Source organism: Nonomuraea composti (assembly GCF_012034275.1).
In the GTDB taxonomy this organism is placed as follows: Bacteria; Actinomycetota; Actinomycetes; order Streptosporangiales; family Streptosporangiaceae; genus Nonomuraea; species Nonomuraea composti.
Genome location: NZ_JAATEP010000012.1, coordinates 90,661 through 104,903, shown reverse-complemented (window position 1 = coordinate 104,903; position 14,243 = coordinate 90,661). Strand labels below are relative to the sequence as shown.

Here is a 14,243-nt window from a genome sequence, read left to right as displayed (position 1 = left end):
CGTGTAACCAGGCCGTGCGACCCAACTTTCGCGAGGTTTTGCCGCTGCGGAGTTTTCGCAGGTCAGAGGCCCCTTTTGGGGGACGGTAAACCCGCTCTTGGGGAAAGATTCGCCTAACCGTGACCCTAGCCGCCGCAGAGGGCGGCACGCGGCTTCGGCGGCACGGCGTGGCGGCTCGGCGACAGCTCACGCAGACCCGCCGAGAGGAAGTCGAGATTGTCGGCGATCCACGGGAGCCGGAGCGGATCGGGGCTGTTCAGGGCGGCCAGGCGCTCCTCGGCGGTGTCGCCGTAGAGCAGGCTCACCGCGACCCGCACCCGGGCGGCCGAGGGGTCGTCGCCGAAGGCGTGCCCCGGCAGGACGCCGATGCCGTGCTCCTCCAGCAGGAGCTTGGTGACCTCGGCCGAGCCGCCGAGCCGCAGGTGCCCGAGGTCGGGATAGAGGTAGAAGCCGCCCTGGGGCGCGGGGACGTCCGCCCCGGCCGCGACGAACCTCTCGTAGACCGCCCGCGCGACCACGCCGTGCAGCTTGCGGCTACGGGTGATGCGCTCGGTCAGCTCCGGCGGGTCGCCGAAGGCGTAGGCGGCGGCCTCCTGCACGGGAGCCGCGGGCGCCGACCAGATCTCGCTGGCCACGGCCAGCAGGCGGCGGCGCAGCAGGTGCGCGTTCTCCGGCAGCCTGGCCACGCCGATCCGCCAGCCGCCCAGCGCGAGGCTTTTGCTCAGCCCGGTGGTGATGATCGTGCGCTCGGGCGCCAGCTCGGCCGGCGAGGTGTAGGGCAGGGAGGGGTCGTGCACGAGGTCGCGGTAGATCTCGTCGGAGATGATCGTCAGGTTGAGCTCGCGGGCCACCTCGGCGAGGCGGGCCACGGTCACCGGCGGGGCCAGCCGCCCCGTCGGGTTGTCGGGCAGCGTCACCAGGACGGAGCTGACGGTGCGGCCCTGGGCCCTGGCGCGGTGCACCTCCCTGACTACCAGCTCCGGGTCCGGCACTCCGCCCTCTCCTGGTGGTGCGGGCACCAGGATGGGGCGCGAGCCCACGAGATCGGCCTGCGCGGCGTAGCTGACCCAGCTGGGCATGGGCATGACGATGTCGCCGCCGATCGCCAGGAGCAGGCCGTACAGCAGCGACTTGCTGCCCGGTCCGCTGACGACCAGCTCGGGGTCGGTGACGAGCCCCCGTCGTGTCCAGTAGCCCGCCGCCGCGGCCCGGAGCCCGGACGCCCCCGCGACCGGCCCGTAGCCGTTGCGCTCGGAGGCGGCGGCCAGCTTGTCGCGCAGCGCCGGGTGGACGGGCAGACCGGCCTCGCCGAAGGCCAGGTGCAGCACGCGTTCCCCGGCGCGTCGTCTTCGTTCGATGTCCTCATTCGCCGCCAGAGTGGCGGACAAGGTTACGGTCATGTTTGTCACGTTCCCAGGGTGGTTGGATGAAGGCATCAGCACAAGCGAGGCTTTTTGTGGGTAGGCATAAGGAAGTCTGATGCTCGAATTGCGGCGTTTGGTCCTGATCTGCGAGTTCGCTCGGAAGGGCAGCATCGTGGCGACCGCCGAGTCGCTGGGTTACAGTCCTTCGGCCGTCTCCCAGCAACTCGCCGCGCTCGAACGCGAGACCGGCACGGCGCTCATCGACCGCACGGCACGCAGCGCCGAGCTGACCGACGCCGGCCGCCGGCTCGTCCAGCACGCCGAGCGCATCCTGTCCATGGTCGAGGAGGCCGAGTCCGACCTGTCCGCGCACGCCGGCAAACCTGCCGGGCGCGTCGTCGTCACCGCCTTCCCCACGGCCGCGGTCGCGTTCGCGCCCGCCCTCGCCCGGTCGCTGCGCCGCCACACCGAGCTGACGCTCCGGCTCGGCCAGAGCAGGTCCGGGCGCGGCATGCGCGAGGTGCAGTCCGGCGAAGTGGACATCGCGCTCGTCGACGACTGGTACGGCGGCGTCCGCGACAGCGAGAACCTGCGGGTCTTCCCCCTCCTGCGCGACCCCCTCGTGCTCGTCGTGCCGCGCAAGCACCGCCTCGCCGACCCCGACGTGCCGCTCGACCTGCGCGAGCTGCGCGACGAGCCGTGGATGGCCACACCCGACGGCGAGCCCTCCCGGCTGGCGGTCGACCGCCTGCTCGTCGACGTCGGCGGCACCCGGCCCACGCCGTGGGAGTTCGAAGGGCTGGGCACCATCCTGTCGCTGGTCGCCAAGGGCATCGGCATCGCCGCCGTGCCCGCGCTCGCCCTCGCCGCCGGGGTACGCGGGCTGGCCGTGCGCCAGTTCCCCGGCAACCCCGTCGGGCGGGACGTGCACGCCGTCGCGCGCGGCTCCAGCGTGCACCGGCCGTCCGTGTCGGTGACGTTGCGGGCCATCCACGTGGCCGCCCGCTACCTCGCGGCCGACCTCGACCCCGTGCGGCCCGCCGAACGCGGCCGCGACCACGAGCCCGCCGGGGACGAGCCGCAGGCCGGGCCGGTGCGCTTCACCGGCGACGACGTGGGCCGCTCCTTCGGCGAATGAGCTCCAGGCCCTTTCGCGATAACGTCTGCGGCTATGGCGCCCACGTACGACATCGAGCAGCTCCTGCTCTCCCAGCCCAGCATCCGCACGGTCGCGGGCGTGGACGAGGTGGGGCGCGGCGCCTGGGCGGGGCCCGTCACCGTGTGCGCGGTCGTCACCGACCTCAGCGAGCCGCCCGCCGGGCTGACCGACTCCAAGCAGATCTCCGAGGCCAAGCGCGGGCCGCTCGCACTGGAGCTGGCCGGCTGGGCGATCGGCATCGGCTATGGCGAGTCCACCCACCACGAGATCGACACGCTCGGCATGACCGAGGCGCTGCGCAGGGCCGCGCGCAGGGCACTGGAGGCCCTGCCCGTCCGCCCCGACGCGGTGATCCTCGACGGCAAGCACGACTACATCGGCGCGCCGTGGCCGGTGCGGCTGGAGGTCAAGGGCGACGCGGCGAGCATCTCGGTGGCCGCCGCCTCCGTGCTGGCCAAGGTGCGGCGCGATGCGTACATGGCCACGATCGGCTGCGCGGAGTACGGCTTCGCCGAGAACGCCGGCTACCCGTCACCCGCGCACCAGGAGGCCCTCGCCCGGCTGGGGCCGACTCCGCACCATCGGCTTTCTTGGTCATACCTTGACGAGCTGCCCCAATGGCGGCATCTCAAGCATCATCGCGATCCTCTGGCGGGCGAAGGGCAGGAGACCCTCTTCGCGTGACGCGGGTTTGCGCCTGCCCCGATCGGCCGACACTCGGGGAGTGCGGATCGGGATCTTTGTCGTCGCCGGACTGTTCCCCGGGCAGGAGCCCGGGCGCGTGCTCGCCGACGCCGTCGAGTGGATCGTCGCGGCCGAGGAGGCCGGATTCGACGACGCGTGGATCGCCGAGCACCACTTCATGCCGTACGGGGTATGCCCGTCGCCCGTGACGCTGGCCGCGCTCGCGATCGGCAGGACCACGCGCATCGCGCTCGGCACCGCCGTCAGCGTCCTGTCCACCCAGCATCCCGTGGCGCTCGCCGAGCAGGCCGCCATGCTGCACCACCTGTCCGGCGGGCGGTTCACGCTCGGCGTGGGCAGGGGCGGGCCCTGGGTGGACCTGGAGGTGTTCGGGACCGGGCTCGAACGGTACGAGCGCGGCTTCGCCGAATCGCTCGACCTGCTGCTCGCCGCGCTGTCCGGCGGGCCCGTGGCGGCCGACGGGGAGTTCTTCCGGTTCAGGGAGGTGACGGTGGTGCCGGGCGCGCGGCTGCGGCCCGTCGTCGCCTGCACCTCCGAGGCCACCGTGGCGCTGGCCGCCGCCCGCGGGCTGCCCATGCTGCTCGGGATGCACATCGGGGACGAGGACAAGGCCGCCCTGGTCAAGCGGTACGGGACGGCGGGCACGCACGGGGGGCACATCGCGGCGGGCATCGCCCACGTGGCCGACTCGACCGCCGAGGCGGTGCGGGAGCTGCGGGCGCGGATGCCGGCCTGGCTGGGGCCCGGGCTGGCCGGCTACGTGCCGGTGGACGGGCGGCCGCGTACCGTGCGGGACGCCGGCGCGTACGTGGACCTGCTGACCCGCATCCATCCGGTCGGCTCGGCCGCGCACTGCGCCGGGACGCTGCTGCGGACCGCCGAGCGCACCGGGATCGAGCACTTCATCCTGCTCGTGGAGGGGATGGGGGAGCACGAGCGGACGCTTGCGAACATCAGGAGGCTCGGAGCCGAGGTGCTGCCCCTGCTGCGGCCCTGAAAGGGGCCGGGGTGGGCCGGGCGGGTGACCGGCCCACCGGGCGGGGCTCAGCAGTCGACGAGCTCCGGCTTCTGGTTGAGGATCTGTGCGCGCGGGGTGACGAAATCGGCCAGGGCCTGCGTCGCCGTCGGGTCGAAGACGGCGACCCGGTGGCAGTTCTGGAAGGCCAGGCGCACGCCGTAGTGACGCTCCAGAGCGCCGCGCATCGAGTCACTCGCCAGGCAGCGCAGGAGCTGGCCGCGAGCCTCCTCCGACGGCGGCGGCACCTGGTTGTCGGCGAACTCGGCCCCGCTGTGCTCACGCTGCTTGACCAGCTCTTCGATCAGCGACCACGCGTAGGGCAGAGAGTCGCGGACGCAGGCGAGGAACGCCGCGTCGTCCACCTCACCGGCTCTGGCCTGGTCGAGCAGATCGTTCGGAACGGTCAGCGACATGCTGTCTCCTCTCGAAGGGGGGTTCACATTGACGCTAGATCGCCGGAGGTGTGCGCTCCAGAGACCTCGCGGGCACAGTCGTGTGCGCTGTCGGGTGCGGTTTCAGGGGCCGTGAACGGAGGTGTGTCAGGGGCCGTAGACGAAGTCGGGGTCCACCTGGTCGGCGAGGTCGGCGCCGGTGCGCTCGTTGGCCCACGCGCGGGCGTTGCGCAGGTGGAACTCCACCGTCTGGCGGCCGAAGCGGGCCCAGTCCTTCTCCTGCTCGTCGAGGGTCTTGCGGAGCAACGCCAGCGCGTCGGAGTTGGCCGGCTCCAGGTCGTCGAGCGTGAAGTGGCGGCCCTGCTCCATCGCGCGGACGGCCGCCGAGTGCTCCATCCAGGTCAGCAGGTCGTCGCCGACGTGCTCGCGCAGGAAGTCGACGTCGGACGGGCCGTGCACCTTGTTGCCGACCACGGCGAGCGCCACGTCGTACTTGGCGGCGTACTCGCGGTACTGCCGGTAGACGCCGACGCCCTGCCGGGTGGGCTCCGCCACCAGGAACGTCAGGTCGAAGCGGGTGAACAGGCCCGAGGCGAACGAGTCGGCGCCGGCCGTCATGTCCACCACGACGTACTCGCCGGGGCCGTCGACCAGGTGGTTGAGCAGCAGCTCGACCGCGCCCACCTTCGAGTGGTAGCAGGCCACGCCCAGGTCGTCCTCGCTGAACGGGCCCGTCGCCAGCAGGCGCAGGCCGTCGGGGGTGGTCAGGCCGTAAGGGTCGGTGGCCAGGTCCTCGAAGCTCAGGAGCGTGGAGCCGCGGCCGGGCGGGGTGGTCTTCACCATCGTCTCGGCCGAGGCGATGCGCGGGTTCGTGCCGCGCAGGCGGTCTTTGATCTCCGTGAGGTGGGCGCCCAGGGGCTCCGGCTGCTCGTCGAGGCCGAGCACGAGAGCCAGGTGCTGGTTGATGTCGGCGTCCATGGCCACCACGGGGGCGCCTTGGGCTGCCACGTGCCTGGCGAACAGGGCCGACATCGTCGTCTTGCCGCTGCCGCCCTTTCCGACGAACGCCACTCTCACGGTCTGCTCCAGGTGAGGATGAAAATCGTTTCCGTTCCGGACGTGCACCATCATGCCACAGGCATCCTCGGATCGAGGCCGTTTCCCCTTCCCCGCCGAACTTCGAGCCGTCCCGCCGCACTCCGGCTGAGGCTTTTGACGGGATATGCGGCAAACGCGCTACGCACCTCGCTCAGGCAACAGGGTCAGGGGCGAATGCGCCGCCGTGCTGTGCCCGCTGTGCTGTGCCCGCCGTGCTGTGCCCGCCGTGCTGTGCCGCCGTGCTGTGTGAGCGGGGGTGCTGTGTGGGCGGGGGTGAGAGGACGGGGTGCGGTCCTCCAGCGTTCCAGCTTGGACCGGATCGGCTCACAGGACAGGGCGTGAGGAGGGTGGTTGGGCGTGGCGCTGGGGGGCGGGGTTACGTGCAGGTGGCGTCGAGGTTGATGGGGGTGTCGGGGGTGGGGGACGGGGTGTGGGCGGGGGCGGAGCGGGTGGAGGCGTGCTCCTCCAGGGCGTCCGAGACCTTGCGGCGGATCAGGTACCAGTCCGGGTCGGCGGTGTTGATGAGGGGCGGGACGAAGTTGAGGCTGCGGATCTTGGCGTTCTTGACCTTCTGCGACAGGTCCACGACGGCGGGCAGCAGGTCCTGGGGCAGGTCGGTGGAGATGGCGCGCTTGGTGGCGGCGGCGAGGCGTTCGAAGCTGTTGAGCACGGTCACCGGGTCGGCCTGCTTGGCGACGGCGTTGAGCAGGCACTTCTGGCGGCCCATGCGGACGTAGTCGTCGCTGTCGGTGCGGGAGCGGCCGTACCAGAGGGCTTCGGCGCCGGAGAGCTTGCGGGTGCCGGCGGGGAGGAGGCCCTCGCGGTGCCGGCCGTACACGATGGGCTCCTTGATGGTGACCTGGACGCCGCCCATGGCGTCGATGATCTCGGCGAAGCCCTTCATGTCGACCATGGCGTAGTGGTCGACGGGGAGGCCGAGGATGTCGGAGACGGTCTGCTTGAGGAGGGTGGGGCCGCGCTGGCCCTTGGGGGCGCCGGGCACCATGTCGGGGTGGTTCTCGGCGTACTGGAAGACCTCGTTGAGCAGGCCGGGGGTGTCGGGGCCCGCGCCGGTGAAGCCGTACGGGAAGCGGTCCCTGGCGGGGCCGGCGGGGAGCTGGACGCGTTGCAGGTTGCGCGGCAGGCCGAACAGGACGGTGTCGCCGGTCTCCACATCCACGCTGGCCACGGTCATGCTGTCGGTGCGTACGCCGGGCCGGCTGGGCGCTGCGTCGCCGCCGAGGAGCAGGAAGTTGACCCGCTCGGCGCCGTTCCACGGGTCCTGGGCCATGACGGGGGTGGCGGTGTTGCTGGGGGAGAAGAGGGTGTTGACGACGTCGCGCGACAGGTACGCCAGCCGCGTCGCGTACGCGGTGGGCGCGAGGACGAGCGCGCAGAGCGCGATGGCCAGGGTGGTGGTCAGGAAGCGGCCGACCTTGTCGGAGCGGGCGGGCCGGACGAGGAGGAACGACCAGATGATGACTCCGGTCCACGCCAGCGCGATCACGACGAGCGCGACGGTGAGCCAGATGAGCCAGCGCGGCTGGACGGCGAGCGACAGCAGGCGGGCGCTGAAGGCGGTGAAGACGGTCAGGACGGCGGCCAGCATCGTCACGTAGGCGGCCATCAGCGCGAGGCCTGTCCTGCGCCGCTCGGTGGCGAGGTGCGCGACGCCCCACAGCAGGGCTGAGGCGAGTGTGAGCGCGATGCCGGCGCCCAGGCCGAATCGCCGTTCTGCTCCCGTCATGCCTGGTCAAACCCCCAGTGTGTGCCCATCCAAGTCACCGTAGTCAGGCCCAGTGCGTTACAGGTGGTGCGTAAGGGAATGCTTCGGTCAAATACCCGTCAAGACCACATTGAGATATAACGTGAATGTGAGCAAGCGACACGGAAGCTACGGGTTCGACGCGCCCTGGGCGCTGGCCGGGCTGGTCCTCGGCGCTCTCGCGCTGGCGGCGCTGGCGGTCGTCTCGTTCGCGCTCGACATCCTCGCCGCCGGCATCGCGTTCCTGGCCGGGGCGCTCTACACGCTGGCCAGCGCGGCGAGCTACCTCTACACGACGCGGCGCGGCAAGTTCGTGGTCTGGGACGCGGAGCTGCGGCGGTTACGCGGGGACGAGCGGCTGCTCGACCTGGGCTGCGGCAGGGGCGCGGTGCTGATGCTGGCGGCCGAGCGGCTGGAGCACGGCAGCGCCACCGGCGTCGACATCTGGCGTGCCAAGGACCAGTCGGGCAACACCGAGCAGGTGGCCAGGGCGAACGCCGAGGCCGAAGGGGTCGCCAAGCGGGTGGAGCTGGTCACGGGCGACATGCGTGACCTGCCGTTCGGCGACGACGCGTTCGACGTGGTGGTCTCCAGCCAGGCCATCCACAACATCCCCGAGGCTGAGGGGCGCGAGCAGGCGGTGCGGGAGGCGTACCGGGTGCTGCGGCCCGGCGGGCTGATGCTGGTCGCCGACTTCCAGCACACCCCCGACTACGAGGAGACGCTGCGCGGGCTCGGCGTGGTGGACGTGCGGCGGCGGGACGCGGGCTGGCGGTTCTGGTACGGCGGCCCGTGGTTCAGCACCGGCATCGTGGAGGCCAGGAAGCCCGCCGGCTGAAGCACGGCTGGAAAGCGCGGGTAGAAAGCGTTTACCCCGCGCTCGCCGGGTATCCGAAGGAGCCTATGAGCGACGTGGAAACCGGCACCGTCACCACCAAGGTGCCCGCGCGGCTGGACCGGCTTCCGTGGTCCCGCTGGCACTGGATGATCGTCATCGGCCTGGGCACCGTCTGGATCCTCGACGGGCTCGAGGTCACCATCGTCGGAAACCTGTCGGCGCAGCTCGCCAAGCCGGGTAGCGGCCTGGACATCACCCAGGCGCAGGTCGCGGGCGTGGCCGCCGCGCTCTACGTGGCGGGCGCCTGCACCGGGGCGCTGTTCTTCGGCTGGCTGACCGACCGGTTCGGTAGGAAGAAGCTGTTCATCATCACGCTGGTCGTGTACCTGGTGGCGACGCTGCTGACCGCGTTCTCGTTCAGCGCGTGGTGGTTCTTCCTGTTCAGGTTCATGACGGGGTTCGGCATCGGCGGCGAGTACGCGGCCATCAACTCCGCGATCGACGAGCTCATCCCGAGCCGGCACCGCGGGCGCATCGACATCATCATCAACGGCAGCTACTGGCTCGGCGCGGCCGGCGGCGCGCTGCTGACCGTGCCGCTGCTGAACGACCTGCCGGTCAACATCGGCTGGCGGGTCGCGTTCGGGCTGGGCGTGGTGCTGGGCCTGGCCATCCTCCTCGTACGGCGGCACGTCCCGGAGAGCCCGCGCTGGCTGTTCATCCACGGCAAGGACCGTGAGGCGGAACGGCTCGTGGACGACATCGAGGAGCAGATCGGCAAGCACGACCTGCGGGAGCCGGAGCAGTCGATCACCATTCACCAGCGCAAGTCGATCGGGTTCGTGCGGATCGCGCACACGATGGTGGCGCTCTATCCCAAGCGGACGGTGCTGGGGTTGTCGCTGTTCATCGGGCAGGCGTTCCTCTACAACGCGATCACCTTCGGGTACGCGCAGATCCTGTCCACGTTCTTCAAGATCGACACGCACACGGGCTACTACTTCGCGGTCATCGCGGTCGGGAACTTCCTCGGCCCGCTGCTGCTCGGCCACCTCTTCGACACGGTCGGCCGGGTGCCGATGATCTCGGCCACGTACATCGGGTCGGGGGTGCTCCTGCTGGGCACCGCCTGGCTGTTCAACGAGGGCCTGCTCACGGCGGTGACGCTCACGGCGTGCTGGTCGGTGGTGCTGTTCGTGGCGTCGGCCGGGGCGAGCTCGGCGTACCTGACCGTCAGCGAGATCTTCCCGATGGAGACCAGGGCGATGGCCATCGCGTTCTTCTTCGCGGTCGGGACGGCGGCGGGCGGCATCGCGGGGCCGCTGGTGTTCTCCTCGCTGGTGGAGAGCGGGGTGCCGGGTGACACGGCCCTCGCGTTCTCCATCGGCGGCATCATCATGATCGCCGCCGGCCTGGTCGAGGTGTTCCTCGGGGTCAAGGCCGAACGCAAGGGCCTGGAGGACATCGCGGCACCGCTCTCGACGGCGCCCGCCACCACCTGACCGGCGTTCAGGAAAGGGCGCGCCACATGACGGGGAACACCCTCGGGCTGTCGGACAGGTACAGGTGCGGGACGTCCACGAACACCCGCATCGGCCCCCGCCCCACCTCTAGCTTGGCGGCCATCGAGGCGTGCAGGTCAGCGAGCGGCAGGTAGTTGAGGTAGCTGGTGTAGGCGTTCTGGGAGCGGAAGGTCGCGGTCATGACGAGCGCGCCCTCCCTGATCCGGAACGCCAGCCCGACCAGGCACGGCACCGAGTCGTAGGCCTCGCCGGGCGCGGTCAGCGAGATCCACGCGCTCTTGCTGTACGGCTTGATCCGCAGCAGGTCGGCCGCCCATCCGAGCTGGCCGCTCATCCTCGCCCCATAGCTGTACTTGAACGGCGGCACCACCGTCTGCTCGCTGAACTTCCTGCGGTAGAGCGCCAGCCGGTCGGCGTCGCCGTACCGGGTGATGATCGGATCGTCCCCGCTGACCCTCGCGATCTCGAACAGCACGGACGGCGCCTCGATGACGGGGCCCCGATCGTCGTCGGCGAGCGTGCCCGCCGACCATACGTGGCGCATCAACCTGATCCACGCCTCCCCACATGACGCCCATTCTGCTGGGCCGGGCATTTATCCCTCCATATTCGTGATTCGGTACGGGTTGCGAGGAAGCCGGCGCCGTCTGCTGACGTTGCAGCGGACGTAGTAGACGCCGTAGTGCACCAGCGCGACGAGCAGGATGCCGGTCATGAGCAGGAGCAGGTTCGGCTCCTGGCCGCTCAGTCCGGTGACGCCGACGGTGAGGTAGGTCGAGTTCACCGTGGCGAGCACCATGACGTTGATGCCCGGCCAGGCGAGCGGTGCGTAGGTTTCCGGGAAACGCGGGTCGACCGGCAGGTTCGGTGTCCAGTCGAGCTCGTCCCCCAGTTTCGTGGAGTACAGCAGCCGGAAGTTGTTGATCGCGCGGGCGGTGCGAGCGTGCGCGTTGACGGCCTCGATGAGGCGCAGGAACGGCAGCACGCTCAGCACGCCGAACGCGATCACCAGGGCGAACAGGTACCACGGGACGTCCTGCCACCTGGTGAGGCTCTGCGGGTCGACCGCCTTGGCGCTGGCCAGCGCGATGGCGGCGAAGAACGGCCCCGACAGCAGGCTCAGCGCGAGCCTGGTCATCTTCAGCCGCTCCTCCTTGGCGGCCAAGTGAACCGCGTAGACACCGTTGAAGTCCACCGCGGCAAGCTGGAGGAAGTGGTTCGGTGCGAGGCCGTCCTCCTGGGCCATGCGATGGGGGATCTTCCGCATGAGCGCGCTCCTGGTTGCTGTAACTCCAGTATGAGCGCATTTTTCGGGAATGGGGCTGAGATTCCTACCAATTGTTCCAACAAATCTCGACTCGGGGGAGTCAGGGGGATTCGGGCGCCCGGACGAGCTCGCACCGGCCGTCCACGCACTGCCGTTGGAGCCGGCCCATCGAGACGGTCTGCGCCAGCCCGATCAACCAGCACATCGGGCAGCCGCGCAGGACGAGCAGGCCGAGCGGGGCCAGCACCAGGCTCACCAGGCCGAGCACCGGGATCAGCGCGACCGAGCCGATCAACGCCCCGAACCCGGCCGCGCCCCGCACCAGGTGCCGCGCCAGCGACGCACTCGCGAAGCTCCCCTCAGCCGCCGCCTCGCCGCCGCCCCTCGCCTTGCCGCTGTGGTTGCGTTCGTCAGTCATCGTCGCCTCCCCAGGACGTGCTCTCCAGCGTGCGCTGCACCGCCGCGCGGGCGCGGTGCAGTCGCGACTTCATCGCCGCGACGCTCAGGCCCAGCGCCCCGGCCACCATCCGGCCGCTCAGCCCCTGGATGTCGCGCATGATCAGGACGTTGCGCTGGTCGGCGGGCAGGGCGGCGATGGCCGCCGCCACCCTGTCTGCCTCCAGCCGCCGCAGGACCTCCTCCTCGGCCGACGACGCGGCCGGCCGCTCGGCCTCGTAGGCCGATGGCACGGCGGGCGGCGGGTGCCGGAGGGTCAGGCGGGCGCGGCGCAGGCACTCGTTGCGCACGATGCGGAACATCCACGACGCCAGCGCGCCGGTCGCCCGCAACGTGCCGATCTTCCGGTAGAGGATGATCAGCGCCTCCTGCGCGGCGTCCTCGGCGTCCTCGGGCGTGGCGCACAACGTACGGGCGAAGCGCCGCACGTGCGGGTGCGAGCCGGACACCAGCGCGGAGATCGACTCGACGTCCCCGCGCTGCGCCGCGACGATCAGCCGCTCGCCCGGCCAGGTGGCCTCAGCCACGGGAGCGCCTCCTCCTGCGCAGGGTCACGACGCACGCGCAGACGAGCACGGCCGCGACGACGACGGCGGCGATGATGCCAACGGACACGACAACCTCCCAGTTCTCGGGTTCTTCGCTTATGAGAGGCGCCGCCCGTCACGGAGGATTCGGGTGGGGAATCCTGGACGTGAGTGAACCACCTTCCCCTGAGGAGCGCATCGCGTGACCGAAGCAGCCGGCGACGTCCTCTACGTCATCGTCAGTGCCGCCGAATCGGCGTCCGGAGTGGGCGAGCTCGTCACCCTCGCCCAGGACGCGGGCTGGATCGTGCAGGTCGTGGCCACGCCGTCCGCGCTGGCCTTCATCGCCGAGGCCGAGCTGGAGCGGCGGACGGGCCGCCCGGTACGCAGCCGCTACCGCAAGCCGCACGAGCCGAAACCGCCCAGGGCGGACGCCATGATCGTGGCGCCGGCGACGTTCAACACGATCAACAAGTTCGCCCAGGGCATCACCGACACCTACGCGCTGGGCGTGCTGGCGGAGGCGCCGGGGCTGGGCATCCCGGTGGTCGTGCTGCCGTTCGTGAACGACGCGCTGGCCGCCCGCACGCCCTACCGCCGCAGCCTCGACGACCTGCGCGCGGACGGGGTGCGGATCGTGCTCGACCCGGGCGACGACCCCTGGCGGCGGGCGCTGGAGGAACTGGGCGTCCGGCCGCCCGGGCGGCGGTGAGACGCGCTCGCCCCTGACACCGTGCGAGGGGCCATGCCGGGAGAGGTGCGATATGGAGCGAGGTTCATGGTGGGGATGACGGCGCGGGTGGACGCGGTCCTGCGCGCGGGCGGGGCGCCGCACCTGCACGGGCTGGTGGTGCTGCGTGACGGCGAGATCGTGCTCGAACGGTACGGCGCCGGGCCCGATCACGCGCTGAACGTGCCGCTCGGGCACGTGGAGTTCGGCCGCGACACCTTGCACGACCTCAGGTCCGTGTCGAAGAGCGTGGTGGGCGTCGTGTACGGGATCGCGCTGGCCGAGGGGCTGGTGCCGGAGCCGGGGGGCAGCGGCTCGTCGTCGTGCCTGAGAAGAGGCTGGTGGTGGCGGTGACGGCCGGGGAGTACGACCGGGAGCTGGGCAGCTCGCAGGCCGTGCTGGACGCCGTTCTCGAACCCTAGGGGACGAGGAGGACGCGGCCGGTCACGGCGCGGCTCTCCAGGAGGTGGTGGGCCTCGGCGGCCCGCTCCAGGGGAAGCGTGCGGGCGATGTCCGCCTCGCCGCGCCCGGACGCGAGCCGGGCCAGCATCTCGGGGTAGTGCGTGGCGAAGACCTGCCCGGCCCAGGCGGGGCCGCTGCACGCGGTCACGGTCACGCCGCGGGCCATGAGGTCGGCGGCGGTGACGGCGGCCTGCTCGCCGCTGAGCAGGCCGTAGTAGAGCATCCGGCCGGTGCCGGGGGTGAGGTGGGCGAGCACCTGCCCGGCCGACGTGCCGCCGATCGACTCGAAGACCACGTCCACGTTCTCGGGCAGCCCGTCGGGCCAGCCGGGGGTGCCGTGGTCGAGGACGGCGTCGGCGCCCAGCTCGGTGGCGCGGGCGCGCTTGGCGGGGGATCCGGCGGTGGCGATCACGTGGCCGGCGCCGAACTCCTTGGCGTGGCGTACCAGGTGGGCGCCGACCGAGCTGGTGCCGGCCTCGACCAGGACCGTCTCCCCGCCGGTGAGCGCCGCCTTGTGCAGCAGGGCGAGCGCGAGCGCGCCGGGGGCCGCCGCGGCCAGTGCCCGCTCGGGGGTCACGCCGTCGGGCACCGGGCAGGTGAGGGCGGCGGGGAGCGCCACGTACTCGGCGTAGGCGCCGAGCCCGCCGGTCACGCCGACCAGCGTGGCGCCGAGCAGCTTCTCGTCCACGCCGGCGCCCACCTCGACGACCTCGCCGGCCACCTCCGCGCCGATCACGGCGGGCAGGGGCAGCGGGAACGGCAGGACGCCCGCGCGGATCTGGGTCTCGGCGAAGCTGACGCCGATGGCCTGGGCGCGGACGAGCACCTGGCCCTCCTCGGGCCGGGGGCGGGGGAGGTCGGTGAGCTGGAGCTGCTCCGGCTCGCCGGTGGCTGTCAGGACGATCGCGCGCATGACATCACGCCTCTCAACTTGACCGA

At 71.4% G+C, this 14,243-nt stretch carries 16 protein-coding genes; 7 read left to right on the top strand and 9 right to left on the bottom strand.

What is annotated here, in order from left to right; all coding sequences use genetic code 11:
- Window positions 1-125: 125 nt before the first annotated feature.
- Complete coding sequence (locus HCN51_RS18865) at window positions 126-1,400, bottom strand: pyridoxal phosphate-dependent aminotransferase (RefSeq protein WP_206067188.1); 1,275 nt, start codon at window positions 1,398-1,400, stop codon at window positions 126-128.
- 79 nt (window positions 1,401-1,479) lie between these two features.
- On the opposite strand from HCN51_RS18865, the gene HCN51_RS18860 reads away from it, so the two are divergent.
- Genes HCN51_RS18860 through HCN51_RS18850 form a run of 3 tightly spaced genes read left to right on the top strand, consistent with a single transcriptional unit; the run spans window position 1,480 to window position 4,225 of the window.
- The gene (locus HCN51_RS18860) at window positions 1,480-2,502 is read left to right on the top strand and encodes a LysR family transcriptional regulator (protein WP_168010869.1); all 1,023 of its coding nucleotides are present in this window, start codon (window positions 1,480-1,482) and stop codon (window positions 2,500-2,502) included.
- 33 nt (window positions 2,503-2,535) lie between these two features.
- Complete coding sequence (gene rnhB, locus HCN51_RS18855; protein WP_168010868.1) at window positions 2,536-3,207, top strand: ribonuclease HII; 672 nt, start codon at window positions 2,536-2,538, stop codon at window positions 3,205-3,207.
- Between the two features lie 40 nt (window positions 3,208-3,247).
- Window positions 3,248-4,225, top strand: coding sequence for an LLM class flavin-dependent oxidoreductase (locus HCN51_RS18850; protein ID WP_168010867.1), 978 nt, complete (start codon window positions 3,248-3,250; stop codon window positions 4,223-4,225).
- 47 nt (window positions 4,226-4,272) lie between these two features.
- Here the strand turns inward: HCN51_RS18850 and HCN51_RS18845 are convergent, their stop codons facing one another.
- The 3 genes from HCN51_RS18845 to HCN51_RS18835 all read right to left on the bottom strand — a co-directional run bounded on the left by HCN51_RS18845 (window position 4,273) and on the right by HCN51_RS18835 (window position 7,483).
- Window positions 4,273-4,659 (bottom strand): SCO5389 family protein, encoded by a 387-nt coding sequence (locus tag HCN51_RS18845; RefSeq protein ID WP_168010866.1) that lies wholly within the window; start codon window positions 4,657-4,659, stop codon window positions 4,273-4,275.
- Between the two features lie 126 nt (window positions 4,660-4,785).
- Window positions 4,786-5,715, bottom strand: a complete 930-nt coding sequence (locus HCN51_RS18840) for a nucleotide-binding protein (RefSeq protein ID WP_168010865.1) — start codon at window positions 5,713-5,715, stop codon at window positions 4,786-4,788.
- Between the two features lie 397 nt (window positions 5,716-6,112).
- The gene (locus HCN51_RS18835; protein ID WP_168010864.1) at window positions 6,113-7,483 is read right to left on the bottom strand and encodes an LCP family protein; all 1,371 of its coding nucleotides are present in this window, start codon (window positions 7,481-7,483) and stop codon (window positions 6,113-6,115) included.
- Window positions 7,484-7,610: 127 nt separating this feature from the next.
- Between HCN51_RS18835 and HCN51_RS18830 the strand changes: the two genes are divergently transcribed.
- Together HCN51_RS18830 and HCN51_RS18825 are read left to right on the top strand one after the other, a co-directional pair.
- Complete coding sequence (locus HCN51_RS18830; protein ID WP_168010863.1) at window positions 7,611-8,339, top strand: methyltransferase domain-containing protein; 729 nt, start codon at window positions 7,611-7,613, stop codon at window positions 8,337-8,339.
- A gap of 65 nt (window positions 8,340-8,404) precedes the next feature.
- Window positions 8,405-9,841, top strand: coding sequence for an MFS transporter (locus HCN51_RS18825; protein WP_168010862.1), 1,437 nt, complete (start codon window positions 8,405-8,407; stop codon window positions 9,839-9,841).
- 7 nt (window positions 9,842-9,848) lie between these two features.
- Here the strand turns inward: HCN51_RS18825 and HCN51_RS18820 are convergent, their stop codons facing one another.
- The 4 genes from HCN51_RS18820 to HCN51_RS18805 form a co-directional block, all read right to left on the bottom strand.
- Window positions 9,849-10,406: a thymidylate synthase family protein gene (locus tag HCN51_RS18820; protein ID WP_080044249.1), complete on the bottom strand. Its 558-nt coding sequence runs from the start codon at window positions 10,404-10,406 to the stop codon at window positions 9,849-9,851.
- Window positions 10,407-10,457: 51 nt separating this feature from the next.
- Window positions 10,458-11,129, bottom strand: a complete 672-nt coding sequence (locus tag HCN51_RS18815) for a hypothetical protein (RefSeq protein WP_168010861.1) — start codon at window positions 11,127-11,129, stop codon at window positions 10,458-10,460.
- Between the two features lie 100 nt (window positions 11,130-11,229).
- On the bottom strand, window positions 11,230-11,547 hold the full coding sequence (locus HCN51_RS18810; protein ID WP_168010860.1) for a hypothetical protein: 318 nt from the start codon (window positions 11,545-11,547) through the stop codon (window positions 11,230-11,232).
- On the bottom strand, window positions 11,540-12,112 hold the full coding sequence (locus HCN51_RS18805; protein WP_168010859.1) for a sigma-70 family RNA polymerase sigma factor: 573 nt from the start codon (window positions 12,110-12,112) through the stop codon (window positions 11,540-11,542). Before HCN51_RS18805 ends, HCN51_RS18810 begins: the two co-directional genes overlap by 8 nt.
- A 202-nt stretch (window positions 12,113-12,314) precedes the next feature.
- Here HCN51_RS18805 and HCN51_RS18800 point away from each other — a divergent pair, with 202 nt between their 5' ends.
- Together HCN51_RS18800 and HCN51_RS18795 are read left to right on the top strand one after the other, a co-directional pair.
- Entirely contained in the window at window positions 12,315-12,824 is a 510-nt protein-coding gene (locus HCN51_RS18800) for a flavoprotein (protein WP_168010858.1), read from the top strand.
- Window positions 12,825-12,890: 66 nt separating this feature from the next.
- Window positions 12,891-13,196 (top strand): hypothetical protein, encoded by a 306-nt coding sequence (locus HCN51_RS18795; protein ID WP_206067186.1) that lies wholly within the window; start codon window positions 12,891-12,893, stop codon window positions 13,194-13,196.
- Window positions 13,197-13,260: 64 nt separating this feature from the next.
- On the opposite strand, the gene HCN51_RS18790 is transcribed toward HCN51_RS18795, so the two are convergent.
- Window positions 13,261-14,217 carry a quinone oxidoreductase family protein gene (locus HCN51_RS18790; RefSeq protein ID WP_168010857.1) on the bottom strand — a complete coding sequence of 319 codons (957 nt, stop codon included), beginning with the start codon at window positions 14,215-14,217 and terminating at the stop codon, window positions 13,261-13,263.
- Between the last annotated feature and the right edge of the window lie 26 nt (window positions 14,218-14,243).

Excerpts from the sequence above, each read along its gene's own strand:
- HCN51_RS18865 (WP_206067188.1), bottom strand. The coding sequence starts at position 1,400 with ATGACCGTAACCTTGTCCGCCACTCTGGCGGCGAATGAGGACATCGAA.
- HCN51_RS18860 (WP_168010869.1), top strand. The coding sequence starts at position 1,480 with ATGCTCGAATTGCGGCGTTTGGTCCTGATCTGCGAGTTCGCTCGGAAG.
- rnhB (WP_168010868.1), top strand. The coding sequence starts at position 2,536 with ATGGCGCCCACGTACGACATCGAGCAGCTCCTGCTCTCCCAGCCCAGC.
- HCN51_RS18845 (WP_168010866.1), bottom strand. The coding sequence starts at position 4,659 with ATGTCGCTGACCGTTCCGAACGATCTGCTCGACCAGGCCAGAGCCGGT.
- HCN51_RS18835 (WP_168010864.1), bottom strand. The coding sequence starts at position 7,483 with ATGACGGGAGCAGAACGGCGATTCGGCCTGGGCGCCGGCATCGCGCTC.
- HCN51_RS18825 (WP_168010862.1), top strand. The coding sequence starts at position 8,405 with ATGAGCGACGTGGAAACCGGCACCGTCACCACCAAGGTGCCCGCGCGG.
- HCN51_RS18820 (WP_080044249.1), bottom strand. The coding sequence starts at position 10,406 with ATGCGCCACGTATGGTCGGCGGGCACGCTCGCCGACGACGATCGGGGC.
- HCN51_RS18815 (WP_168010861.1), bottom strand. The coding sequence starts at position 11,129 with ATGCGGAAGATCCCCCATCGCATGGCCCAGGAGGACGGCCTCGCACCG.
- HCN51_RS18810 (WP_168010860.1), bottom strand. The coding sequence starts at position 11,547 with ATGACTGACGAACGCAACCACAGCGGCAAGGCGAGGGGCGGCGGCGAG.
- HCN51_RS18795 (WP_206067186.1), top strand. The coding sequence starts at position 12,891 with ATGGTGGGGATGACGGCGCGGGTGGACGCGGTCCTGCGCGCGGGCGGG.
- HCN51_RS18790 (WP_168010857.1), bottom strand. The coding sequence starts at position 14,217 with ATGCGCGCGATCGTCCTGACAGCCACCGGCGAGCCGGAGCAGCTCCAG.